This is a genomic window from Streptomyces sp. NBC_00775, from assembly GCF_036347135.1.
Taxonomy (GTDB): domain Bacteria; phylum Actinomycetota; class Actinomycetes; order Streptomycetales; family Streptomycetaceae; genus Streptomyces; species Streptomyces lutosisoli.
In genome coordinates this window covers 6,260,146-6,284,479 of sequence record NZ_CP108938.1, presented here as the reverse complement: position 1 = coordinate 6,284,479, position 24,334 = coordinate 6,260,146, and the positions used below count along the sequence as shown (strand labels likewise).

General features: G+C 71.4%; 21 protein-coding genes. 7 read left to right on the top strand and 14 right to left on the bottom strand.

Annotated elements, in window-relative coordinates:
• Positions 1-33: 33 nt before the first annotated feature.
• From pfkB to OIC96_RS28035, 3 genes are all read right to left on the bottom strand, one after another.
• The gene (gene pfkB, locus OIC96_RS28045; protein WP_330305187.1) at positions 34-987 is read right to left on the bottom strand and encodes a 1-phosphofructokinase; all 954 of its coding nucleotides are present in this window, start codon (positions 985-987) and stop codon (positions 34-36) included.
• A gap of 52 nt (positions 988-1,039) precedes the next feature.
• Positions 1,040-1,801 (bottom strand): DeoR/GlpR family DNA-binding transcription regulator, encoded by a 762-nt coding sequence (locus OIC96_RS28040; RefSeq protein ID WP_327429406.1) that lies wholly within the window; start codon positions 1,799-1,801, stop codon positions 1,040-1,042.
• 183 nt (positions 1,802-1,984) lie between these two features.
• A complete protein-coding gene (locus OIC96_RS28035) occupies positions 1,985-3,523 on the bottom strand; it encodes an MFS transporter (RefSeq protein WP_330305188.1) in 1,539 nt (512 codons plus the stop codon).
• 62 nt (positions 3,524-3,585) lie between these two features.
• Between OIC96_RS28035 and OIC96_RS28030 the strand changes: the two genes are divergently transcribed.
• Positions 3,586-4,608, top strand: coding sequence for a helix-turn-helix transcriptional regulator (locus OIC96_RS28030; RefSeq protein ID WP_330305189.1), 1,023 nt, complete (start codon positions 3,586-3,588; stop codon positions 4,606-4,608).
• 7 nt (positions 4,609-4,615) lie between these two features.
• On the opposite strand, the gene OIC96_RS28025 is transcribed toward OIC96_RS28030, so the two are convergent.
• Together OIC96_RS28025 and OIC96_RS28020 are read right to left on the bottom strand one after the other, a co-directional pair.
• A complete protein-coding gene (locus OIC96_RS28025; RefSeq protein ID WP_330305190.1) occupies positions 4,616-5,245 on the bottom strand; it encodes a TetR family transcriptional regulator in 630 nt (209 codons plus the stop codon).
• A gap of 710 nt (positions 5,246-5,955) precedes the next feature.
• Positions 5,956-6,954: a sigma-70 family RNA polymerase sigma factor gene (locus OIC96_RS28020; protein ID WP_330305191.1), complete on the bottom strand. Its 999-nt coding sequence runs from the start codon at positions 6,952-6,954 to the stop codon at positions 5,956-5,958.
• A gap of 174 nt (positions 6,955-7,128) precedes the next feature.
• On the opposite strand from OIC96_RS28020, the gene OIC96_RS28015 reads away from it, so the two are divergent.
• Positions 7,129-7,665, top strand: a complete 537-nt coding sequence (locus OIC96_RS28015) for a GNAT family N-acetyltransferase (RefSeq protein ID WP_330305192.1) — start codon at positions 7,129-7,131, stop codon at positions 7,663-7,665.
• 23 nt (positions 7,666-7,688) lie between these two features.
• Here the strand turns inward: OIC96_RS28015 and OIC96_RS28010 are convergent, their stop codons facing one another.
• Positions 7,689-8,456 (bottom strand): dioxygenase family protein, encoded by a 768-nt coding sequence (locus OIC96_RS28010; RefSeq protein WP_443058555.1) that lies wholly within the window; start codon positions 8,454-8,456, stop codon positions 7,689-7,691.
• 180 nt (positions 8,457-8,636) lie between these two features.
• Here OIC96_RS28010 and OIC96_RS28005 point away from each other — a divergent pair, with 180 nt between their 5' ends.
• Positions 8,637-9,140 carry a MarR family winged helix-turn-helix transcriptional regulator gene (locus OIC96_RS28005; protein WP_330305194.1) on the top strand — a complete coding sequence of 168 codons (504 nt, stop codon included), beginning with the start codon at positions 8,637-8,639 and terminating at the stop codon, positions 9,138-9,140.
• Positions 9,141-9,361: 221 nt separating this feature from the next.
• Here OIC96_RS28005 and OIC96_RS28000 read toward each other — a convergent pair whose 3' ends face one another.
• Together OIC96_RS28000 and OIC96_RS27995 are read right to left on the bottom strand one after the other, a co-directional pair.
• Positions 9,362-10,906 (bottom strand): MFS transporter, encoded by a 1,545-nt coding sequence (locus OIC96_RS28000; RefSeq protein WP_330305195.1) that lies wholly within the window; start codon positions 10,904-10,906, stop codon positions 9,362-9,364.
• Between the two features lie 143 nt (positions 10,907-11,049).
• A complete protein-coding gene (locus OIC96_RS27995) occupies positions 11,050-11,694 on the bottom strand; it encodes a TetR/AcrR family transcriptional regulator (RefSeq protein WP_330305196.1) in 645 nt (214 codons plus the stop codon).
• 322 nt (positions 11,695-12,016) lie between these two features.
• On the opposite strand from OIC96_RS27995, the gene OIC96_RS27990 reads away from it, so the two are divergent.
• Complete coding sequence (locus OIC96_RS27990; RefSeq protein ID WP_330305197.1) at positions 12,017-13,300, top strand: M6 family metalloprotease domain-containing protein; 1,284 nt, start codon at positions 12,017-12,019, stop codon at positions 13,298-13,300.
• A gap of 83 nt (positions 13,301-13,383) precedes the next feature.
• Complete coding sequence (locus OIC96_RS27985; protein WP_330305198.1) at positions 13,384-15,093, top strand: IclR family transcriptional regulator domain-containing protein; 1,710 nt, start codon at positions 13,384-13,386, stop codon at positions 15,091-15,093.
• Between the two features lie 183 nt (positions 15,094-15,276).
• On the opposite strand, the gene OIC96_RS27980 is transcribed toward OIC96_RS27985, so the two are convergent.
• The gene (locus tag OIC96_RS27980; protein WP_330305199.1) at positions 15,277-16,356 is read right to left on the bottom strand and encodes a ScbA/BarX family gamma-butyrolactone biosynthesis protein; all 1,080 of its coding nucleotides are present in this window, start codon (positions 16,354-16,356) and stop codon (positions 15,277-15,279) included.
• A gap of 287 nt (positions 16,357-16,643) precedes the next feature.
• On the opposite strand from OIC96_RS27980, the gene OIC96_RS27975 reads away from it, so the two are divergent.
• Positions 16,644-17,312, top strand: coding sequence for a ScbR family autoregulator-binding transcription factor (locus OIC96_RS27975; protein ID WP_406501730.1), 669 nt, complete (start codon positions 16,644-16,646; stop codon positions 17,310-17,312).
• Positions 17,313-18,098: 786 nt separating this feature from the next.
• Positions 18,099-18,716 (top strand): ScbR family autoregulator-binding transcription factor, encoded by a 618-nt coding sequence (locus OIC96_RS27970; protein WP_330305200.1) that lies wholly within the window; start codon positions 18,099-18,101, stop codon positions 18,714-18,716.
• Between the two features lie 28 nt (positions 18,717-18,744).
• Here the strand turns inward: OIC96_RS27970 and OIC96_RS27965 are convergent, their stop codons facing one another.
• The 5 genes from OIC96_RS27965 to OIC96_RS27945 all read right to left on the bottom strand — a co-directional run bounded on the left by OIC96_RS27965 (position 18,745) and on the right by OIC96_RS27945 (position 24,232).
• On the bottom strand, positions 18,745-20,148 hold the full coding sequence (locus OIC96_RS27965; RefSeq protein ID WP_330305201.1) for a YcaO-like family protein: 1,404 nt from the start codon (positions 20,146-20,148) through the stop codon (positions 18,745-18,747).
• On the bottom strand, positions 20,148-20,360 hold the full coding sequence (locus OIC96_RS27960) for a hypothetical protein (protein ID WP_330305202.1): 213 nt from the start codon (positions 20,358-20,360) through the stop codon (positions 20,148-20,150). Before OIC96_RS27960 ends, OIC96_RS27965 begins: the two co-directional genes overlap by 1 nt.
• Complete coding sequence (locus OIC96_RS27955) at positions 20,357-21,730, bottom strand: MFS transporter (RefSeq protein ID WP_330305203.1); 1,374 nt, start codon at positions 21,728-21,730, stop codon at positions 20,357-20,359. Before OIC96_RS27955 ends, OIC96_RS27960 begins: the two co-directional genes overlap by 4 nt.
• Before the next feature lie 224 nt (positions 21,731-21,954).
• Positions 21,955-23,388, bottom strand: coding sequence for a DHA2 family efflux MFS transporter permease subunit (locus OIC96_RS27950; protein ID WP_330305204.1), 1,434 nt, complete (start codon positions 23,386-23,388; stop codon positions 21,955-21,957).
• Positions 23,389-23,461: 73 nt separating this feature from the next.
• Positions 23,462-24,232 (bottom strand): thioesterase II family protein, encoded by a 771-nt coding sequence (locus OIC96_RS27945; RefSeq protein ID WP_330305205.1) that lies wholly within the window; start codon positions 24,230-24,232, stop codon positions 23,462-23,464.
• Between the last annotated feature and the right edge of the window lie 102 nt (positions 24,233-24,334).

Sequence of the window (24,334 nt, the reverse complement as noted above, 5' to 3'; positions counted from 1 at the left end):
AGCCGTGTGCGCCGTTGCGGCGTGATCCGGTGCTCATGACACGGGCTCCGTCAGTACGAGATCCACCGGGACGTCCGACGTGACCGTCACGGCGGAGGGGTCGAGGTCGGCCGGGCCCGGCATCACGCTGCCGGGGAGTTGGACGGCCGCGGCGCCGTGGGCGACGGCGGAGGCGAGGGCCTCGGGGCCGTTGCCGCCGGCGATCAGGAAGCCGGCGAGGGAGGAGTCACCGGCGCCCACGTTGCTGCGTACGGCATCCACGCGCGCGCTGCCGAACCAGGTGCCCGAGCCGTCCACGAGCAGCTGCCCGTCGGCGCCGAGGCTCGCGAGGACGGCGCGCGCGCCCAGCTCGCGCAACTCCTCGGCCGCCTTCACCGCGTCGCCCACTGTGGCGAGGGGGCGCCCGACGGCTTCCGCGAGCTCCTCGGCGTTGGGCTTCACCACGTCGGGCCGCTCGCGCAGCGCCGCGAGAAGCGCCGGACCGGAGGTGTCGAGTGCGATCCGGGCGCCCGCCGCGTGGGCCCGCGCGACCAGATCGGCGTACCAGGAGGGCGCGAGGCCGCGCGGCAGGCTGCCGCAGCAGGTGATCCAGTGGGTGTCGCCGGAGCGGTACTGCTTGCGGACGGTCTCCAGGAGGAGTTCGGCCTCGGCGGCGGAGAGTTCGGGTCCGGGCGCGTTGATCTTCGTCAGGGTGCCGTCGGGTTCGGCGACCGAGATGTTCGAGCGGGTGGCTCCGGCGACCGGGACCGGCGCGACCTCGATGCCCTGCGCGTCGAGCAGGTCGGCGACGAGTGCGCCGGGCGCACCACCCAGGGGCAGGACGGCGACCGTGCGCTGCCCGGCGGCCGCGACCGCGCGCGAGACGTTCACGCCCTTGCCGCCCGGGTCCATGCGTTCGCCGGTGGCCCGGATGACCTCGCCGCGGTCGAGCGACGGGACCTCGTACGTACGGTCGAGGGAGGGGTTGGGGGTGACGGTGAGGATCATGCGCACTCGTTTCTCAACACGTTCTCAGGACACGGCACTTGCGTGTCGCGTCCTACACACACAGCACTTCGGTGCCGCCGCGCTCGATGGCGGAGACGTCTTCGGGGCTCAGCCCGCGGTCGGTGATCAGCAGGTCCACATCGCTCAGGTCGCCGAAGCGGGCGAAGTGTTCCTGGCCGTTCTTGGAGGAGTCGGCGAGGAGCACCACCCGGCGCGCGGCGCGCATGGTCGCGCGCTTGACGGCGGCCTCGGCGAGGTCGGGGGTGGTCAGTCCGTAGGAGGGGGAGAATCCGTTGGCCGCGATGAAGAGGACATCGGCGCGGATCTCGCTGTACGCGCGGAGCGCCCAGGCGTCCACGGCGGCGCGCGTGCGGTGCCGTACGCGCCCCCCGACCAGGTGGAGCTGGATGCCGGGGTGGTCCGCGAGGCGGGCGGCGATCGGAAGGCTGTGGGTGACGACGGTGAGCGTCGCCTCCAGCGGGAGCGCCGCGGCGAGCCGGGAGACGGTCGAGCCGGCGTCCAGGATCACCGTGCCGTCGTGGGGCAGTTCGGCGACCGCGGCCTCGGCGATGCGGTCCTTCTGGTCGGCCGCGGTGGACTCGCGCTCGGCGAGGTCGGGCTCGAAGTCCAGGCGCCCGGCGGGAATCGCACCACCGTGCACACGGCGTACGAGACCCGCGCGGTCCAGGGCCTTCAGGTCCCGGCGGATGGTCTCCGCGGTGACCTGGAACTCCTCGGCCAGGGAGAGCACGTCCACCCGTCCGCCGTCACGGGCGAGCCGGAGGATCTCCTGCTGCCGCTCCGGTGCGTACATGTCCGTTCGCCTCCGACTAATGCCCGAACCTGTGGTTTCACTCGGAGGCTACGCCCGGATTTCCGGAAAGTAAACAGGTTCGGGCGTGATGTGGGCACAAACGGGCTTCGCAGGGAGCGGAGGGTGAAACGACGGTGGGGGCAGGCCGCATGAGCGGCCTGCCCCCACCGTCGTTTCACCGGATCAGGAAACCAGCACCGGCTCCTCCGCCTGGGTCGCCTCCGGCGCACCCGCACCCTCACCCGCGCCCTCACCCTCCACGTGCTGCGCCGGCCGCTTGGGCAGGGCGAACATCAGCAGGAAGATGACCGCCATGACCGCCGCGACCCAGCCCAGCGCGTACTGGAAGGCGTTGACGAAGGCGGGGCCGACCTGGTCCCCGGTCAGCCGGTCGTCGATCTGGCCGAAGAAGAGGACCGACACCAGCCCGAGCCCCAGCGCGTTGCCCATCTGCTGCACGGTGTTGATGAGCCCGGACGCCGAACCGGAGTGCTCGCGCGGGACCTCCGACAGCACCGCGTCCGTCAGCGGGGCCACGATGAAGCCCATACCCGCGCCCATGACCACCAGCGGAAGCGCCATCTGCCAGGAGGCGATGGACATGCCGTACCGGTCGGACTCCCAGATGTAGAGGAGCACGCCGAGCGCCATGATCAGCGCGCCCGCCTGGAGCACCTTGCGCCCGAAGCGCGGGACCAGCAGCTGCACCGACATGCCCGCCGCCGCCGACACCGCGATCGAGAACGGCACCCCGGTCAGACCCGCCCGCAGCAGGCTCCACCCGAGCCCGATCTGCAAGTACAGCGTCCAGACCAGGAAGAAGATGCCGAGCGCGACACCGAAGACGGTCTGTACGGCGATACCCGCCGCGAAGCTCGTCACCTTGAACAGCGACAGCTCGACCAGCGGCGAACCGTCCCGTGCCGTCTTCCGCTTCTCGTACGCCACCAGTGCCACGAAGACGACGAGGGAGCCGGCCATCGACACGTACCCCCACAGCGGCCAGCCCAGCTCACGGCCGCGGGTCAGCGGGTAGAGCAGCATCAGCAGGCCGAGAATGACGAGGGCGACGCCGACGAGGTCGAGCTTGAGGGCGCGCGGGGCCTTGGACTCGCTGATGAACCGGCGGCCCAGGATCAGCGCGGCGACACCCACCGGCAGGTTGATGAGGAAGATCGGCCGCCACTCCAGGCCGAAGAGGTTCCACTCGGTGAGCAGCGCGCCGAGGAGAGGACCGGACACGGCCCCCAGGCCGACGATCGCGCCGAAGAGACCGAAGACCTTGCCCCGCTCGTGCGCCGGGAAGGTGGCGTGCACGATCGACAGCACCTGCGGCACCATCAGCGCGGCCATCCCGCCCTGGAGGATGCGCGAGGCGACGAGCATCTCCGGGTTCGCGGCGAAGCCGCACAGCGCCGAGGCGAGCGTGAACCCGCCTACGCCGAGGAGGAAGATCCGCTTGCGGCCGTGGATGTCGCCGAGCCGCCCGCCGGTGATGAGCCCGGCGGCGAAGGCCAGCGCGTAGCCCGCCGTGATCCACTGGATCTGGCTGAACGAAGCGCCCGCGTCCCGCTGGATCGACGGGATGGCGATGTTGACGATCGTCACGTCGACCAGGTCCATGAAGGCCGCGGTCATGACGATGGCGAGGGCGAACCAGCGCCGCCGGTCGGCCACGGCGGCCGCGGCCAAGCTGTTACGAGTGGTCTCGGTGGAGGTCATGCAGCAAAGCTAAGCCCGCATTAGGTCAGATCGTGTCCTAGATGTGCGGCACCCTGGAAGACATGACAACGGATACGCCGGCCCGGCTTCTCCAGCTCCTCTCCCTCCTCCAGACGCCCCGCGAATGGCCCGGCGGCGAGCTCTCCGAGCGGCTCGGGGTGTCCCGTCGTACGGTCCGCCGGGACATCGACCGGCTCCGGGAGCTGGGCTATCCGGTGCAGGCGACCAAGGGGTCCGACGGCGGGTACCGGCTGGTGGCGGGGAAGGCGATGCCACCGCTCGTGCTCGACGACGAGGAGGCCGTGGCGATCGCGGTGGGACTGCGGGCCGGCGCCGGGCACGCCGTCGAGGGCGTGGACGAGGCGTCCGTACGGGCGCTCGCCAAGCTGGAGCAGGTGCTGCCGTCCCGGCTGCGCCACCGGGTGTCCACGCTCCAGGCCGCGACCACCCCGCTGACCAGCGGGGACGGGGCGAGTATCGCGCCTGAGACGCTGACCGTGATGGCGTCGTGCGTCGCCGGGCGGGAGCGGCTGCGGTTCGCGTACCGCTCCGGGGACGGGACGCCGTCGCGGCGGCTGACCGAGCCGTACCGGCTCGTCTCCACCGGCCGTCGCTGGTACCTCGTCGCGTACGACCTCGATCGTGAGGACTGGCGTACGTTCCGCGTCGACCGGGTCGCCGAGCCGTACGCGACGGGAGCGCGGTTCACGCCGCGTGAGCTGCCGACGGGCAGTGCGGCGGAGTTTCTGCGGCAGTCGATGTTCCGGCGGCAGGAGACGTACGCGTTCGACGTCACGTTCGCCGCGCCCGCCGAGTTCGTCGCGGCGCGGCTCCCCGCCTGGCTGGGTACGCCCGAGCCGATCGACGAGAACAGCTGCCGGCTGCGTTCCTCCGCCGGCGACTCCGTGGAGTGGCTGGCGGTGCGGATCGCGATGGTCGACTGCGAGTTCGTGGTGCGGGAACCCGCTGAACTGGTGGGTTATGTACGGGACTTGGGTGAGCGTCTGACGCGAGCGGCGGGCGGTGGTTCGGCGGAGGGCGGCGACTCGGGGGACGCCGGCCTCACTGGCCCGTCACGTACTTGACCGTTGCTCATTCGGCGCTCCAGGGAAAGTCGCGAAGGACTTCGAGATGGCGCAGTGCGAGCGCGACGGGGCCGTCCGGTCCGTCGGCCGCGTCGTCCGTGGCAGCCCAGGCTTCCACCGCGACGCGGACCGCTGCGCTGGCTGTGGCGGCGGTGAGGCGGAGCTTGGGGGACGGGGTGGGGGAAGGGGCATGCGAAGGGATGGGCGAAGCTTCCGTCGTCGCCACCGCCCTCGCCGCCACTCCCCTCGCCGCCAGCACCCCCGCCAGCGTTCGCTCCGCCGTCTGGCACGCCTCGCCCCACACCCTCAGCAGGGCAGGGTTCGCCTCGGCCAGGCGGAGGAGGGCGCGGACCCAGTCCAGGGACTCGGGTCTGACACCGACGCCCGGGGTCAAGGTGGCGACGATCGCGTGGCGGAGGGCTTCGGGTACCGGCAGTTGGGCCGGGGCGTCGCGGACGGCCTCGGCCCACTTCTGGCTGCCGGCGGCGAAGACGGGGCCGAGGGATTCCTCCTTGGTCGCGAAGTACCGGTAGAAGGTGCGCGGCGCGACCCCGGCGGCCCGGGCGATGTCCTCGGCACGGGTGGCGCGCAGGCCGTTGCGCATGAAGAGCCCCGCTGCCGCCCGGGAGATCTCCATGCGGGTGGCCGCCTTGCGTCGCTCGGTCAGCGAAGGAACAGTACGGGGGGTGCCGTTGGCGGAGCCAGAGGCAGGGGTTGGGGCAGAGGTTGGGGCTGTGGCAGGCGCCGCTCGGCCTGCGGAGGTGCGCACCACGCGTTCGGTACCGGTCACGGACGGCAGGTTATGCCCCTGTGGCAGAATCTGCCATCCGGGTCACCCCGGGGTTCAGGTTCGGGGTGGCCCGGCAATGACCTGCGCGGAAACCGTCGCGGGTGGGCTCCGCCGCAGGAGGGTTCTGCCGCTGGACCCCGGGCCACAGGGTCCGCCCCTTCGACCCCACCAGGGGCTTCGCCCCTGGACCCCGGTGAGTTCTTTTGCCGCGGGACGGTGGGGGCTGGTCGCGCAGTTCCCCGCGCCCCTTACGGGGCGCTCCTGACCGCGCACCGTCACCGTCTCACGAAGACACCCCACCCCCACCCCAAAACAAAATGGAGCCGGGCCCCGGCGCCAGGGGGGGAAGGCGCCAGAGCCCGGCTCTGGGAGAGTCCCGGCGCGGGGGGGGTGTGCGTCGGGACTCGGTTCTGGTGGGGGCGCGTGCCTATGCCCCGGATGGAACCCTGAACCCTGGGCCCTGAAGTCTTGTGCCCAGAGCCCGGCAGGTTAAGCGGCCTTACATGGCCATGTCTGGTCGACTTGTGGCCAACGTGGCCGGCGGGTCCGTCATGGACTCACGCCGCCGCGTCGAACCCGGTGTCACGGGCCAGCTTCTTCAGTTCGAGAAGCGCGTGCTTCTCGATCTGGCGGATGCGCTCGCGCGTGAGGCCGTGCTCCTTGCCGACCTCGGTGAGCGTGCGCTCCCGGCCGTCATCGATGCCGTACCGCATCTTGATGATGGAGGCCGTGCGCTGGTCGAGGCGGCCGATCAGGTCGTCCAGTTCCTCGCTGCGCAGCAGGGTCATGACCGACTGCTCGGGGGAGACCGCGGAGGTGTCCTCCAGCAGGTCGCCGAACTGGGTGTCACCGTCGTCGTCCACCGCCATGTTCAGCGAGACCGGGTCGCGGGCCCAGTCCAGGACGTCCGTCACGCGCTCCGGCGTCGAGTCGAGTTCGGCGGCGATCTCCGCGTGCTCGGGCTCGCGCCCGTTCTTGCGGTTGAACTCGCGCTGTACGCGCCGGATCCGGCCCAGTTCCTCGACCAGGTGGACGGGGAGGCGGATCGTGCGCGACTGGTCGGCGATGGAACGGGTGATGGCCTGACGGATCCACCAGGTCGCGTACGTCGAGAACTTGAAGCCCTTGCGGTAGTCGAACTTCTCGACGGCGCGCACCAGACCCGCGTTGCCCTCCTGGATCAGGTCGAGCAGGGGCAGGCCGCTGCGCGGATAGCGCCGGGCGACAGCGACGACCAGCCGGAGGTTCGAGCGGATGAAGATGTCCTTCGCTCGCTCGCCCTCGGCGACCAGCGCCTCGAGCTCCTCGCGGGACGCGTCCGCTCCGGCCGTAGCCTCGCCGTCGAGGATCTGCCGCGCGAACACACCCGCCTCGATGGTCTGGGACAGCTCGACTTCCTTGGCGGCGTCGAGCAGTGGCGTACGCGCGATCTCGTCGAGGTACATGCCGACCAGGTCGCGGTCGGCGATCTCGCCGCCTACGACGCGAACACTGCGTGCCGCGTCGCTGGTCTCGCCGGTGGCGGACTTACGACGGGCGACGGCACGGGTTGCCATGCGTGCTCCCTTGCGATGGTGGGCTGGCTGGTGGTCGCTGAACACTGGGTAGCTCACCCTCCCGGGTACCCGGCATCCGAAGGAAACAACGACTGGAATCCGGACAGAATTCCCAACCTGCCCCTCGATTTTTCTGATCATGCAGTACCCTGTCCCGGCACAGGGGGTGGGCAGATGATGCCGGAACGTACAGAGGTGCAGGTCAGGCCGGGAGTCGAGGGTGATCTCGACGCTCTCACCGACATCTACAACCACTACGTACGTGAGACGCCCATCACATTTGATACCGCTGTCTTCACGCCGGAAGAGCGTCGCTCGTGGCTGCTCTCCCACCCTGAAGACGGACCGCACCGCCTGATGGTTGCCACGGACGCGGACTCACAGACGATTCTTGGGTACGCCACATCCAGCGCCTTTCGCGTGAAGGCCGCGTACGACACCTCCGTGGAGGTCAGCGTCTACCTCGCCCCGGACGCCGGTGGCCGTGGCGTCGGCACCCTGCTCTACGAGGCCCTCTTCGAAGCCCTCGCCGGCGAGGATCTCCACCGCGCCTACGCCGGCATCGCCCAGCCCGAGGGAAACGAAGCGTCCGTGCGGCTGCACGAACGCTTCGGGTTCCGGCATGTGGGCACCTACCGGGAGGTGGGCCGCAAGTTCGGCCGGTACTGGGATGTGGCCTGGTACGAGAAGGAACTCACCCCGGCCCAGTGAGGAACGGCCCGGTGAGGAGCGGGTCAGCCGAACTGCACCGACCGCTTGGCCATCCCCATCCAGAAGCCGTCGATCACCGACTTCTGCCCGTCAAGCTCACCGGCCGCGTCCGCCGCGCCCATGGTCACGAAGAGGGGGGCGAAGTGCTCGGTGCGCGGGTGGGCGAGACGGCCGGCCGGGGACTTGCGCTCGAAGTCGAGGAGCGCGTCCACGTCACCGGCGTCCAGGGCGCGGTGACCCCAGTCGTCGAACTCGCTCGACCAGGTCGGGACTCCCCCGCCGGTGTGCCGCAGGGCCGCGAGGTTGTGGGTGAAGAAGCCGGAGCCGACGATCAGGACGCCCTCGTCGCGCAGTGGCGCCAGCTTGCGGCCGATCTCGAAGAGGCGGACCGGGTCGAGGGTCGGCATGGAGATCTGCAGGACCGGGATGTCGGCCTCGGGGAACATCTCCACCAGCGGCACATACGCGCCGTGGTCGAGCCCGCGGTCCGGGATGTCCTGCACCGGCGTACCGGGCGCGCGCAGCAGCTTCCGTACGGACTCGGCGAGTTGGGGGGCGCCGGGAGCCGCGTACGTCACCTGGTAGTAGTGCTCGGGGAAGCCCCAGAAGTCGTAGACGAGCGGTACGGTCTCGACCGCGCCGAGGGCGAGCGGGGCCTCTTCCCAGTGGGCGGAGACCATGAGGATCGCCCTGGGGCGCGGCAGGTCGGCGGACCAGGCGGCGAGCTGGCCGGGCCAGATCGGGTCGTCGGCGAGCGGCGGGGCACCATGGCTCAGGTAGAGGGCGGGCATGCGTCCAAGTGCGGGACGCTCCTCGGTGGCGGCGGACATGGCGGCTCCCTCCAGAGGGTTCAATCGTACGGCGCGGGTGCTTGACACTTGAAGTTTATTGCTTGAAGTCTCAAGCTCTCGGTCGCCGAGCTTACGCCTGGTTTGTTTAACTTTCAAGAAGGGGCTCGTACAGTGGAGTACATGAACACGGCACCCGCTGAAGAGACGCGTTGGCTCACCGACGAGGAACAGCGCATCTGGCGTGCGTACATGCACGCCACCACCCTCCTTGAGGACCATCTCGACCGCCAGCTCCAGCGTGACGCGGGCATGCCGCACATCTACTACGGCCTGCTCGTCCAGCTCGCCGAAGCGCCGCGCAGGCGGCTGCGGATGACCGAGCTGGCCATGAGCGCGAAGATCACCCGCTCGCGGCTCTCGCACGCGATCGCGCGCCTGGAGAAGAACGGCTGGGTGCGGCGTGAGGACTGTCCCTCCGACAAGCGGGGACAGTTCGCGGTCCTGACGGACGACGGTTACGAGGTGCTGCGGCGCACCGCGCCGGGCCATGTGACCGCCGTACGGCAGGCCCTGTTCGACCGGCTCACCACGGACCAGCAGAAGGCCTTCGGCGAGGCCATGCGGATCGTCGCCGAGGGGCTCCAGCCGAAGGACGCGGGGGCGGACCTGCCCTGGTTGCGCTGACGCTCCGCCGGACAGGCGGTTCCTCCGCCGCCGGCCGGTGGAAGCTGGTCGCGCCCCGCGGCGGAGCCGCAGATGTCACAGCCCCGCGCCCCGTACGGGGCGCGGGTTCGCCCCGGCTCCGTCGAACTCGGAGCCGGGGCGAACCCTGGGAATCGTACGAACGAGGCGTCCCCACCCCGCGTCCGTACGCGAAGTATCCGGAGTACCCGTGGTGCGGGTGATCAGTGGGCGATCACCGGGATCTTCACGTCGTCCTCGATGCCCTCGCCGGAGGCGGCGACCGGGTCGGAGCCCTGCGTGCCGGCGTTGACGAGGACCGAGACGATCGCCGCGGCCGCCACCAGCATGCCGACGGCGAACCAGATGGCGTTGGTGTAGCCGTGCACCTGGCCCTGCAGCGCGACGAGCTGCTGCTGGGTCTTGGAGGTACCGGCGTCGGCGATGTGGTCCTTGATGTAGGCGGTCGTCGCGGAGGCGGCGATCGTGTTCAGCAGGGCCGTGCCGATCGCGCCGCCCACCTGCTGCGAGGTGTTGACCATCGCGGAGGCGACACCCGCGTCGCGGGGCTCGACGCCCAGGGTGGCCAGGGACATGGCCGGCATGAACGCCGTACCCATGCCGAGACCGAGCAGCAGCATCGCCGGCAGGATGATCGAGGCGTACGACGAGCCGATCTCCAGCTGGGTCATCAGCAGCATCCCGACCGCGGCGACCAGGAAGCCGGGGCCCATCAGCAGACGGGCCGGCAGGCGGGTCATCAGGCGGGTGCCGATCTGGGTCGAGCCGACCATCATGCCGACGATCATCGGCATGAAGGCGAAGCCGGTCTTGATCGGCGAGAAGCCCTTCACGACCTGCAGGTAGTAGGTCAGGAACAGGAACGTGCCGAACATCGCGATGATGGCGATGCCGAGCGAGAGGTAGATCCCGCCGCGGTTGCGGTCGGTGATCACACGCAGCGGCAGCAGCGGGGCCTTGACCCTGGCCTCGACGACCACGAACGAGATCAGCAGGACCGCGGACGCGATGAACAGCGCGACGGTCGAGGAGTCGCCCCAGCCGTTGGACTCGGCGCGGGTGAAGCCGTAGACGAGCGAGACCAGGCCGAGGGTGGACAGGAGCACGCCCGGGATGTCGAGCGGGTTGCGGTTGCGGCCGCCCTCCGGCTCACGGATGACGAAGTACGCGCCGAGCGCGGCGATGATCGCGAACGGGATGTTCACGAAGAACGTCCAGCGCCAGTCCAGGTACTCGGTCAGCACACCGCCGAGGATGAAGCCGACGGCGCCGCCGCCACCGGCGATCGCGCCGTAGATGCCGAAGGCCTTGGCGCGCTCCTTGGCGTCCGTGAACATCACGGCGAGCAGGGAGAGCGCGGCGGGCGCGAGCAGGGCGCCGAACGCGCCCTGGAGGGCACGGGCGCCGAACATCATGGCGCCGGAGGTGGCGAGACCGCCGAGCGCGGAGGCCGCGGCGAAGCCGGTGAGGCCGACGACGAAGGCGCGCTTGCGGCCCCACAGGTCGGCTATGCGGCCGCCGAAGAGGAGGAGTCCGCCGAAGGCGAGGGCGTAGGCCGTGACGACCCACTGCCGGTTGCCGTCGGAGATGCCCAGGTCGGTCTGGGCGGACGGGAGGGCGATGTTCACGATGGTCGCGTCGAGGACGACCATCAGCTGGGCGAGCGCGATGAAGGCGAGCGCTTTCCAGCGGTTGGCGTGTGCGTCGGGTATGGCCTGCACGGCCTTTGAGGTTCCTGTTTCAGACATGGGGATACCCACTCCGGGACTTCGTAGCGAAAAAAATGGTGAGGGATAGGGACGGCTCGTCTCCGGTGACGGCCGGAAGCGTTGTGCGCGTTCTGACTGGTGCTGCGCGCTGAACTAATCGGTCAGGTGGACGGCGTGGTCGGTCACGCGCGCCGCAGGTCCTCCACGGTGGCGGCCACTCCGGGCAGTTCGGAGCGGGCCGGGGCCCGCATACCGTCCAGGAACAGCTGCAGATGACGGTGTACGAAGCGGTCGATGCCCTGGCACGCGGTGCCGGGCAGCGGCCTGGTGAGCTGGCTGACCGCGATCATCAGGTCGCCGAACTCGACGTCGGGGCGCAGCTGTCCGGCCTCGCGGGCGCGGTCCATCAACTGCTCGATCAGGACGGTGATCCGGTCGCGCGCGGCGACGAGATCCGGGTGGTTCTGGTCGAAGGACGCGGAGAGCATCGGGCACAGGGCGCCGATCCGCTCGTCGGCGGCGAAGTGCACGAAGCCGCTCAGCGCCTCGAAGGCGTCGCCGCCCTCGACGAGGGCCGCCTCGACCCACTCCGAGGTGCGGTCCATCACCGAGCAGACGACCTCCCGTGCCAGGGCGTCGCGGTCGGCGAAGTTGCGGTACACCGTGGCGTTGCCGACCCCGGCCCGGCGGGCGATCTCGTCGAACGGCACCTCGGGGCCGAACTCGACGAACATCTCGCGGGCCGCGGCGACGATCCGCTCCCTGTTGCGCAGGGCATCGGCGCGCGGCCGGACCACTCGGCGCTGCACGGGGGTGGCGGTCTCCACGGTGGACTCCTCGAAGAGAGGGGGATCGCGATCCGGGGATTCGCTCCCCGTTTCGCTCTGACACAGGGCTAAACGGGGAAACGATCCCCGGTTATTTCCCGACCCCGACAAGATTCCATGTGACCTGCGCCACATCCGCTCGGCACACGCTCCGCACCCGCTCCGCGCCCGCTCCACATACCCATCCGGACGCTTCAGCGGCCCCCGGGCGAGAAACCCACGATCGGGCTCCTCCAGCGCGCGCCCGCCGCGCCGTCGACACAGGGTGATCGCAAGGGTGCAGCCGGAGACCGGCGGCTGCCGTGGAGCGAAGGGTCCCCGCATGCCGCCTGAGCGACGCCTCCGCCGCCGGATAGGCACGCGCCGCGTGGCCGCGCTCGCCGCGGTGACCCTTCTGACGCTGGCGGTCAGTACCTCCGCCGGTACGGGGCACCTCACGGCGGGCTCCACGGCGGCGGGTTCCATCGCGCTGGCCCGCTCCACGGCGCTCGGCCCCTGCATGATCACCGGACCGCTGGGCGTACAGATGGGGGAAGGCGTCCCGACCTCGTCCGGCTACGCCCATTCCACCGGCACCGTCCGGGCCCTCACCCTGATGGTCGACTTCCCCGACTCGCCAGGGAAGGGCAGCGCGCTCGACCGCTACAGCGAGTTCTTCCCGCAGACCCAGCGATGGTTCCGCACCGCCTCGTACGGCCGTCTCGACTACCGCCCCGAGACCCCCATCCGGCACTGGCTGCGGATGCCCAAGCCCTTCAAGGCGTACGGCATAGAGCGCGGCGCGCCCTTCGACCCCGGGTACCGCGATCTGGTCCAGGACATCGTGACCGCGGCCGACCCGAACGTCGATTTCCGCTCGTACGACATCCTGAACGTCCTGGTGACGCCGAACGCCGGGCCCTCCGCGCTGGACACCGTGCTGTCCGTGACCTTCGCCGGCAACACGGAGGCGCCGGTCGCCGACGGTGTCCCGGTCGCCAACGCGTCCTTCGTCTACAGCCGCCAGGACGACGGCTCCGGCTCCTACTCCGACACCGGCTACCGGGTGCTCCCGCACGAGAACGGCCACACCTTCGGCCTGCCCGACCTCTATACCCAGGACGGCGGGGGCGCGGTCGGCCACTGGGACATCATGAGCGAGGACTGGGGGGCCGACAACGATCTGCTCGGCTGGCACAAGTGGAAGCTCGGCTGGCTCGACGACTCGCAGGTCAGCTGCGCGGCGGCGCCCGGTACCAAGGAGTACACGCTCACCCCGCTGGCCCGGCGCGGCGGCAACAAGCTCGTCTTCGTGCCCACCAGCCCCAAGGCCGGGTACGCCCTCGAACTGCGCACCCACGGGGGCAACGACTCCGCGGTCTGCCGCCCCGGCATCCTCATCTACAAGGTCGACGCGGGCGTGGACACCGGGAACGGGCCCATCACCGTGTACGACTCCAAGCGCGACAGCGGCGGCTGCACCCGCTCCCCCAATGTGCACGCGGAACTCTCCGACGCGCCCTTCGCGGCCGGCGAGTCCTTCAAGGATCCCAAGACGGGCGTCACGGTGCAGGTCGCCGGGGCGGACCTCGCCGGGAACTACCGGGTGTACGTGACGCGCCGCTGAGACGCCGCGGGTCTGTCGCTGACCTGCTGGAGTGCCCCGGTAAGCATTACGGTGTCTCTCCTGTGAGCCGCAACGGAGAGCCCATGCCATCGAACGTCGTGCCCACGGTGCCCGCCGAGGCCGTCACCCCCCTCATCCGCGGTATCGCCGTGCTGCGGCGGCTGACCGAGGCCGACGGGGTGTCCAGCCTGAGCGGTCTCGAACGGGCCACCGGGCTCGCGCGTTCCACCGTCGACCGGATCATGGCGACCCTCGCGCGCATGGGATACGTACGCCTCGACGGCCGGGACGCCGTACTGGCCCCCCGTCTGATGGAACTCGGCAACGCCTACCTCGCCGCCCTGCGGGTCCCCCGTCTCCTGGACGCGCACGCCGACGCGCTCGCCGACGAACTGGACGAGTCGGTGTCCCTGGCCGTCGGCGACCGGGACGGCATCCGTTTCATCCACCAGGCGACCCGCCGCCGCGCCATGTCCCTGAGCTTCCGCATCGGCGACCTGCTGCCCGCCGAACGCACCGCGCCCGGCTTCCTGTTCGCCACCGAGTGGGGCGAGGAGGAGTGGACACGCTGGCGCGAGCGCCGGGCGGCCGATCCGGAGGACCGCGGGTTTCCCGCCGTACCGGCCCGCAGCCGGCCCTTCGTCGACGATTCCCGGCGCGACGAGAGGGAACCGGGCTCCGCACCGGCCCCCGTGTCCCCGCCCACCCGACTCCCCACTGTCGGCGACGACTTCGAGCAGCGTACGGCCGAGGTCCTGGAGGCCGGGTGGGCGCTGGACGACCAGCTGATCGAGCCGGGCCTGGTCGCGATCGCCCTGCCCGTGCGGGAGGCGGGACGGATCGCGTGTGTGGTGAGCGTGGTGAGCCACACCAGCCGGCACACCGCGTCCGACCTGCGGGACACGCTGCTGCCACGGCTGCGGTCGGCCGTGGCGGCGATGGAGCGGGAGCTGCGGGAGGCGCCGCCCGCCGCACCGGGTCCCGCGGGCGGGCTCGCGACCTGGACCGGCGCCTCCAAGCAGGAACTGGGCCGGGAGTTCGTCGAGTCGCTGGCCCGTGGGCTGACCGTGATCACCGCCTTCGGCGAGGGCCGCGCCGAGCTGACCCTCACGGAGGTCGCCCAGGCCACGGGGCTCGCCCGCGCGACCGCCCGGCGTGCCCTGATCACCCTGGAACACCTCGGATACGTCACCACGCACGACCGCGTCTTCCGGCTCACGCCGCGCGTCCTGGGCCTCGGCTTCCCGCCGCTGTCGCGGACCACGCTCGCCGGGATCGCGGCCCCGCACCTCACCGAACTCTCCCAGCGGCTGCACGACTCGGTGTCGCTCGCGGTCCTGGCAGGCGACGAGATCCAGTACACCGGCCGCGTCGCCACCACCCGCGTCATGAGCGTCAACGTCACCGTCGGCACCCGGCTGCCCGCGTACGCGACCGCACTGGGCCGCGTGATGCTGGCCGACCTGCCGGAGCCCCGGCTTCCCGAACTGCTCCCGCTGACCCCGCACACCCTCACCGACCCGGAGAAGTTCAGAGCCGAACTGGACCACGTACGGGAAGCCGGATACGCCCTGGTCGACGAGGAGTTGGAGGAGGGGCTGCGGTCCATCGCCATGCCGGTGCGCGAGCGCGGCGGGCGGGTCGTGGCCGCGGTGAACGTCGCCATGCACAGCAGCCGCCGCACCGCCGAGGAGTGTGTGCGCGACGTACTGCCGGAACTGCATGCCACGGCGGGGCGGATCGAGGCGGATCTGCGGGTGGCGGGCCGCTTCCGGCGCGTACCCCTCAACTGAGCCGAACCGCGGCACCCTTCCGCCCAGAGCGGCCACGGACCGCCCCGGCCGGCAGCCGGGTGCGGCTGCCGGCCCAGGGCGCGTGGTGCCGGGTTCGCCGCCCTCACCGGCCGGGGTGCGCGGTGCCGCCGGGCCGGTGAACCCCGTACCGCCGGATCAGGACGCGACCGGTGTGACGGCCGGTCAGAGCGCGGCGACGGCGAAGGCGGCCGGGGCCGAGGTCCCGTTCGTTCCGGAGTCCGCGGCGGAGTCCGCGTCGGCCGGGCGCACCATCAGCATTCCCCGCGCCGCCACCTCGTCGTCCTGGGTGAGGGTCACCCGGGTGGGGATGCGGCCGTCCGGCAGCGGGCGGCGGCGTTCGGCGGTGATGTGGCAGGGGCGGTCGAGCTCGACGTAGCGGCAGAACTCCGCGTTCATGGAGGGCACGATGATGTGCTCGTACCCCGTCGCCAGCTGCGCGGCCTGCCGCATCGCCTCGATGACGCCGCGGCCGGGCATGTGGTCGCTCTGGCTGTCGAAGATGACGGGGTGGCTCCGGTCGGCCCGCAGCAGCCAGCTGCCCGGGGTGCCGGACGGGGCGACGAGCACGTCCTGGGCCCGGGTGCGCCCGACCAGCACCGGCGAGATGGGCGCGGGCAGCGGGGCCGGGTCGGCGAACTCGGGGCGGGCCGGACGCAGCCTGCTGTATGCCGCCTGGCTCACGCAGCTCGCGGAGGCGGCGCCGTGGCCGACGCGTACGGCGCCCCGGTAGAGCTCCACCTCGAAGCGGAAGGACGACAGCCGCTTGCCCCGCATCTTCACGTCGTCGAACCGCACGACGGCGTTCGCCGGCGAGAGCGGCACACCGGCCCCGAGGACGTCCTCGGGCACTTCGTAGCGCAGGTCCCAGAGAAGGAAGTGCAGATCGGTCGGGGCGTCGTACGCCATGTGCGAGACGACGGCGCCCGCCTGACGGATCGTCTCCGCCATCAGCATCGGGTTCTCCCGGCTGCCCGCCACCGGGCTGAACAGGGCGTGGGCGCGGGGCCAGCGGGCCGCCATCCGGTACGAGCCGTCGGCGCAGGCCTGGAAGTGCGTGAGCAGGATGTCGGAGTCGTCGGCCCGGTGGACGAACTCCCGCGGTATCCGGGCGCCGTCGGCCGCTTCGGCGGCGTGCGACGGGCGGGTGAGCGTGGTGCGGCCGGTGGTGCCGGCGGAGCTCATGGCGGTGGTGGCGGCCATGGAGTTGTCGGCCTTGGTCGGGGTGGAAACGAGCACGGTCATCTGTGATCCCCCTTCACGAGTAGCCCGTGTGGCTCTCGGGAGCGAGTGTGCCAAAAAAACAGCCTGGGCGGTTTCTTTTTACTCCGAATCCCGGACGCACCCAGGTGATCTACGTCACTCATACCCAGGACAGGGCCCTACGGAATACGTCATTCCGCCCACCGCCGCTCCACCTGAGCTGGAGAAACAAACCGGTGGGTCGGGTAGAGTGGCCACAGACACACCCTGTTAGACGGCGGTTCGGCGTGGCGCCGCCCGGCGCGAACGCACGTCCCGGAGGGGAAGACATGGCCAAGCAGGCTCGCGCGGTGCAGACCCGGCGCTCGATCGTGGAAGCGGCGGCGCGCGTATTCGCCGACCACGGCTACGAGCGCGCGGCCATCTCGGAGATCCTCCGCAGGGCGAACGTCACCAAGGGCGCCCTGTACTTCCACTTCACCTCGAAGGAATCACTCGCCCAGGCGATCATGGACGAGCAGACCGGCCTGGTGAGCGTGTCGGACCTCGGCACTCCCCTCCAGTCGGTCGTCGACATCACGCACCAGTTCGCCTACGCCCTGCGCCACGACCCGCTCGCCCGCGCCGGTACGCGGCTGTCCATCGAGGGCGTGTTCTTCAACGGCACGCATCCGTGGGGCGACTGGTTCGAACTCATCGCCCAGCTGCTGGCCGAGGGGAAGGAGCGGGGCGAGGTGCTCCCCCAGGTCGAGCCGCGGGAGACGGCCGAGTTCGTCGTGGCCTCCTTCACCGGCGTCCAGCTGGTGTCCGAGGCCATCACACAGCGGGCCGATCTGCGCGAGCGGGTCGCCGTGATGTGGCGTCACATCCTGCCGTCCATCGCCCACCCGGGCGCGATCGCCCGCATCCGCCCCGAGGGAGTCATCGATCCGGCGGCGGCCCTGTCGGCGGGCGCCGAGTCCCCGGCCGGGGTCGGGGCGGGCGGCAGCACCGACTGAGCGCTCCGCCGGACATGCGGCTCGTTCACCGCGGGCCGGCGACCCTCGCGGGGCACGGTTCCGCATCCGACTTCACCGGGTGCGCGGGCCTCACGGTCACCGCCGGACCCTGAACCGCGACGGGCCTCGACCTCTACGGCGGGACAGCGCCCCCTCGGGGCAGCGGGATCCGGCGTGACGCGGCGGGGCCGGCCCCGGGAGCGGCCTCGGAAGCGGCAAGCGAACTCAGAGAGCACGCCGCGCCCGCCGAACGCACCGAACTCACCGAACTCACCGAACTCACCAAGCCCGCAGGCGCCTTCAGCCCTCCGGCCTCTTCGACCCCTCCGTCGCTTCGACCTCTCCGCCACCTCAGCAGTCCCCACGCGGTGCCGTGCGCCGGCATGCCCAGCAGGAGCGGACCGCCGGGCGGCGCCGAACCCGTCCCGGTCGGCGGCGTGCGGTCGCCTCCGATGGGGGCGCGACCGGCCGGTACGGCGAACGCGCGGGCGCCCACCAGCATCCCCGCCATCCGTATCCCCACTACCCACGCGCTCCCACCATGGCGCCCAAAAATCGGACGAGCGGTTTCTTTCTGTCGCCTGACCGATGAAGAACAACCGCTTAACCCGGGTGGATCTTGGCCGGGATGTGCAGGTTGTCGTGGTGAAGTGGAGACAGCCTTCCCTCACTCCGCCCCATTGACAAACCGAGGGGTTGGTTTCTAGCGTCGTGGGCGTCGGCTGGCGACAGGATCTAGACAGGATCAAGAGGGCACGTGGCGATGAGCGTCTGGGTGGTTGCGTCGTGGTGAAGCAGGAGCGGTCCGAGCGCACCAGGGGCAACCTGATACGAGCGGCCGCCACGGTGTTCGACCAGGTCGGATACGAACGCGCCACCCTCATGGTGATCAGCGACCTCGCCACGGTCACCAAGGGCGCGCTGTCCTTCCACTTCGCGGCCAAGTCCGATCTCGCCCGCGCCGTCCAGGCCGAGGCCTGCGCCGCCTCCGGCGGTGTCCTCGCGGAGCTGGCCGAGCGCGAGGGCGCGGCCTTCGAGATCGTCGTCGAGATGGTCCAGGCGCTCGTGCGGCTCCTGGAGAACGATGTGGTCGTCCGCGCGGGGACCCGGCTCGCGGGGGAGCTCGAAACCCCGGACGACCCTTCTCTGCACTGCCAGTTGAACTGGCTGGGCGCGTTGTTCCGGACCCTGCGGCGGGCCCGGGTGGACGGATCCCTGCTTCCCAGCGTCGAAGTCCGGGCCGCCGCCGCCGTGATGATGTCGCTCGTGGTCGGGGCCTCCTCGATGACGCGCACCCACTCCGAACTCGCCTTCGGAGATGGACCGTTCGGGAAGCGGGACAGTGCGCAGCAATGGCTGGGACGGATGCTCCGAGTGGTGCGGCCGGCGTTGTCCGGGCGGTGACCGGCGTGAGCGGCACCGCCCGGCACACTCAGGAATGCGGCATCGGGAAGGTGTTGAGCTCCTCCTCGCGCAGCGGTGTGCTCCGCCGGCCGAGCCGGACCGCGGTGTCCTGCATACGCCGGCGGCCGAGCGGCAGATAGGCGGCGGGGGCGACCCCGGCCGTCCCCGGGACGACGACCCGCAGCACCCGCATGCCGGCCGCGGCGGCTTCCGGGGTGGTGAGATCCACGGTCACGACGTCGTACCCGGCGGCGGCGACCCGGCCAACCAGCGCGGACGCGTCGTACCGCGGGCGGTGCGCCGGCTCGGTCCACTGGCCCTCGGGCAGGTCCCAGGCCCAGGGGGCCGCGCGGTCGGCGGCCCGGCGGTCCAGATACAGCTGTTGCTGGCAGATCTGCTCGACGGCGTCCGAGCCGTCGGCACGGTAGTCGTCCAGGTAACGGCGGTCACCGCGCCAGGACTTGAGCGGTGAGGGCCGGCCCGGGGTGGCCAGACTCGTCGCCGGGTCGTCCAGGACCCGGCAGGTGATCTGCAGGGTGTGCGCCTCGGCGAGCGCCTTGGCCGCGGCCTCCTCCTCGTCCGCGCGGGCGGCACAGCCATAGGTGAGCCATCCCTCGGCGACGCTGCGCACCCCGGCGGCGATCACCGGAAGGCCGAACTCGTTGTCGATACGGACCAGCCGGGTCTCGAAGGCGTGCTCGGCGCCTTCTCCAAGGGCGCGCAGCCGGTCCGTCGGCGGGAGGGCGGGCAGCGCCGTGGCGTTGGCCCACCACACGGCGACGGCGTCACGTTCGATGACCTCTTCGAGGCCGGAGAGCAGCGCGAAGTCCTCGGTGGGGCCGGCGGCGATGCCGCCGATCACGGGGAAGGCGTAGAAGGGTTCCGGGTAGGGGCGCGGCATCCGTGCCCACGCCGTGTAGACCATGAACGCGGGCACCAGGACCGGTTCGCCGTCGACGGCGCTGCGGCCCTCGACCCAGTGTGCGGGAGAGTCGCGCAGGAAGGGCTGGAACGGAAAGCCCGCCGTGGCGTACTGGCGGTCCGAGTGGAGCACCAGCGTCCGCGGGTCGAGGGCCCGCAGTCCGCGCCGGGTGAGCTGCTCGTAGGAGCCGTGGACCGGCCGGTCGGGAGGGCAGGTGCCGCAGAAGCGTTCCACGGCCTCGCCCTCGGCGGAGCGGACGGCCTGTTCCGGGTCCTCCCAGGAGGTGCCGAAGGACTGCCGTTCGGTCTGCCACGGCAGGCGTTCGGTGACGTCCCGCAGCTCGGACACGGCCAGGTGCAGCCGGGGCGGGGTGCCGCCGTAACCGGTGAACACCTGCGTTCCGGTGACGACGGCGGACGTTCCGGTGCCGACCGCGGACAACGGGCCGGAGCCCGGCTCCGGACGGTGGTTTCCGTCCGGAGCGGGCTTCGGGTGCTGAGTGGTCTGCATTACGCGGCGAACGCCGAGACACAGGTGTTGGGCGCGAACGCCGGGGCACAGGTGTTCGGGGCGAACGCCGAGACACAGGTGTTGGGCGCGAAGGCCGCGACACAGGTGTTCGGGGCGAACGCCGGGGCACACGTGTTGGGCGTGAACGCCGAGACACAGGTGTTCGGGGCGAAGGCCGCGACGCAGGTGTTGGGGGTGATCCGCTCGCTCATGTGGAGCTCCTCTCGGTGGTGGTGTCCCGTCCGGGAAGGGACGGGGACGGCCGGCGCGACCCGTTGTCGCGTCGGCGCCTCCGCACGGCGGACGCCGTGCGGAAGTTCTCGGGGTGCGGGGCGCTGCCGCGGGCCGTGCGCAGGATCAGGGCACAGCCGACGCCGGCCGCGACGCCCGCCGCCGCGCACAGCGACCAGAGGGCGCCCGGGCCCGCGTGGGCGAGCACCCAGGTACCGCCGGCAGGGCCGATGAACGCGGCGGCGGACCAGGCGGTCCCGTACGCGCCCTGGTAGCGGCCGCGCCGGTGGACCGGGGCCAGTTCGGCGGAGACGGCGCCCGCCAGCGGGGCGTAGAGCATTTCGCCGGCCGTCCAGACGACCACCGTGCCCACGAGCGGCAGCGTGCCCGTCGCCAGGCCGGTGAGCCCGAAGCCGACGCCCACGAGGACGCCTCCGGCGAGCAGTACGGCGGCCCGCGAACGGCCGGAGACCAGCCTGGTGATGGGCAGTTGCAGCAGGACGACGAGCAGCGCGTTCAGCGCCATCAGCAGGCTGAACGTGGCGGCGCTGTGGCCGTGCCCGGTGACGACGACGGGCAGGGCCGCGGCCTTCTGCTCGTAGACGGCAGCGAAGACCAGCGTGAGCAGGACGAACAGCAGGAACGGGGCGTCCTTGCGCAGCGGCACGTGGGCGTGGGCCTCCGCCTCCGCGGTGTCCCGCTGTGCGCGGTCCGCCGGGGCCGAGGCCGAAGCCGGGGCCGGGTGCTCGGGCCGGGTCTCGGGGACCTTCGCCAGGACGACCGCGCCGCACAGCAGGGTGGTCGCGGCGTCAGCGAGGAAGAGCAGCGTGTAGCCGTGCTCCACCATCAGACCGGCGAGGACGGCGGAGACCGCGGTGCCGGTGTTGACGGCCCAGTAGTTGTAGGCGAAGGCGCGCGGCCGGTCGGCGGACGGGACCAGGTCGGCGAGCGACGCCTGGGCCGCCGGCCGCACCGAGGCGGCCCCGAGTCCCGCGGCGAACGCCGCCGCGCTCACCGCCCCCTGAGCCGTGCTGAGCCCGAGCAGAACCATGCTCACGGCGGTAAGACAGTGGCCGGCGAACATCGTCAGCCGGCGCCCGATCCGGTCGGCGAGGATTCCGCCGGCCGCGGAACCCGCAATTGCCCCGGCGCCGAGCAGCGAGACCACGAAACCCGCGTACGACACGGAATAGCCGCGGGCGTCGGTCAGCGAGAGGGCGAGAATCGGACCCGTGAATGCGCCCAGCCAGTTGACGAGAATGCTCGTCCAGATCCACCAGTACGCGCGGGGCAGGCCCAGCGGGCCGACGGGCGGGCGGCTGGACGCGGTCGGCGCCGTCAATTCGTCCATACCGTCCTCCGTATTCGATGTCGGTTTTGGGTTCGGGTTCGGGTTCGGGGCCGGAAAAGATCCTCTTTCCGGCCGCATTGATCCGTCAATGAATCCGATGACAGAAATTCGTCAATCAACTTCAAGGAATTGCGGTGAATTACGGTCAAGGAAAGGGAATTACAGGTGTGCGTCAGAATTTCCACAAGCCCGTGCGCCGCGGCGGCGCACGGGCCGAGGACGGCTCACTCCCCCACCAGGACCTCCTCCTTGGCGGGCGCGGCGGCGGGCGGCTGCGCGGGCGCCGTCTTCTTCGGGCGCGGGATGCCGAGCGCCAGCAGGGCGCCGACGGCGAGTACGGCGACACCGACCCACAGCCCGGGCGTCATGCCCTCGGTGAACCGCTCCGGCGAGGTGTAGTCGCCGTTCGCGGCGAAGATGCTGGTGACCGCGGCGATGCCGAGGGCGCCGCCCAGTTCGCGCACGGTGGTGTTGGCGCCGGACGCCTTGCCGACCTGCTGCGGCGGCACGGAGCCCATCACCACGGTCGCCGTCGGTGCGAAGACCAGGCCCATGCCCGCGCCGGCGAGCACGAACGGAGCGACGAACTCCCAGTCCGAGGCGCTCACGTCGGCGACCGCGGCGAACCAGGCCAGACCGATGCCGGAGACGGCGAGGCCCGCCGCCATCAGCGGTCCGCCGCCCACCTTGGGCGCGAGCTTGCCCGCGAACGGGGCGATCAGCATCGGCATGACGGCCCACGGCAGCGTCCACAGACCGGCCACGAACGCCGAGTGGTCCCGGGCCACCTGGAGATACTGGGCGATCAGGAAGATCGGGCCGAACAGACCGAAGAAGACGGCGAGCGAGACCAGGTTGGCCAGGGAGAACGCCCTGATGCGGTAGAGGCCGAGCGGGAGCAGCGGAGCGTCCGTACGGCGCTCCCAGGCGAGGAACACGAGCAGCAGGACGGCCGCGCCGGCGAAGGCGGCCAGGACACCGCCCGAAGTCCAGCCGTCCTCACCGGCGTTGACGATCGCCCACACCAGGGCGAGCACACCACCGCCCGCGAGCACCAGGCCCGGCACGTCGAGCCGGGTGGCAACGCCCTGGCTCTCGCCGAGGACCTTGAGCGCCAGCGGAACGGCGACGAGGCCCACGGGGATGTTGAGAAGGAAGATGAAGTGCCAGTCGAGGCCGGTGGTGATCGCGCCGCCGACCAGCGGGGCGAGGGCGACGGCCAGACTGCTGATGGCGCTCCACAGGCCGATGGCCAGGCCGCGCTTCTCCTGCGGCACGGCGACGGTGAGCAGGGTGAGCGACAGCGGCAGCACGGCGGAGGCGCTGATGCCCTGAAGGGCGCGGAAGAGGATGAGCAGTTCGGTCGAGTTCGACAGGCCGCAGCCGACCGAGGCGAGCGTGAAGGCGACGGTGCCGGTGAGGAAGACCCGGCGGCGGCCGAACCGGTCACCGAGCCCGGCGGCGGTCAGCAGCAGCCCGGCGAAGCCGAGGACATAGGCGTTGGTGACCCACTGGAGGTTCTCCAGGGAGCTGCCGAGGTCGCTGCGGATGGAGGCGAGGGCGTTGGTCACGACCAGGTTGTCCAGCGCCACCATGAACATCGGCAGCGACACGGCGAGGACGGTCAGCCCGAAGGACGGGCGTGCTCGGGTGGTCAACGGGGGCTCCTTACAAGGGGGGTGAGGGACTTACAAGGGGGATGCGAGGGACTGAAGGGTTCGGTGAAAGGCGTCAGGAGGAGTCGGGGGCGAAGGCGTCGAGGTCCTCGGCCAGGGCTGCGGCGACCCGCTGACGCGCGGAGTCGACGAAGAAGTGGCCGCCCGCGAAGGTGCGCTGCCGGAAGGTCCCGGAGGTGAGGTCCGCCCAGCGCTCCGCGTCGAGGGCGCCGGCCTGCGGGTCGGCGTCGCCGACGTAGGCGCTGACGGGACAGCGCAGCGGCGGCCCCGGCCGGTGCCGGTAGGTCTCCAGGGCGGTGTAGTCGGCGCGCAGCGCCGGCAGGATCATGGCCTGGATCTCGGGGTCGTCGAGGAGTTCTGCGCTCGTGCCGTCCAGCTGCCTGAGCTCGTCGATGATCCCGGCGTCGGAGCGCAGGCTGACGTCGCGCGGGCGGGGCTCCGCGGCGCTGCGGGCGCCCGAGACGACCAGCCCGAGCGGCCCGGCGCCGCCGTCCCGCTCCAGGCGGCGGGCCGTCTCGTACGCGACGAGGGCACCCATGCTGTGGCCGAACAGCACCACCGGTCCCGCGACTTGGCGGAGCAGGGTGGCGGCGATGTCGTCGGCCAGCGCGTCCACGCTGGTGTACGGCGGTTCCGTACGGCGGTCCTGGCGGCCGGGGTACTGCAGGCTCAGCACTCCGGCGCGGGGGCCCAGGGCGGTGGCGAGCGGCCGGTAGGCGCTGGCGCCGCCGCCGGCGTGCGGGAAGCAGACGAGGGTGAGGCCGTGGTCGGGCGCGGGACTGTACTCGCGCACCCACAGCCCGCGTTCGGCGGTGGTCGCCGTCATGCGGTCCTGCCTTTCAGGGACGGGTCGTCGGGACGGGTCGTCGGGACTGCTCATTCGGGGATCGCCGGGCGCCGGGGCCCGGCGGCGGTCATGCCGGTTCCG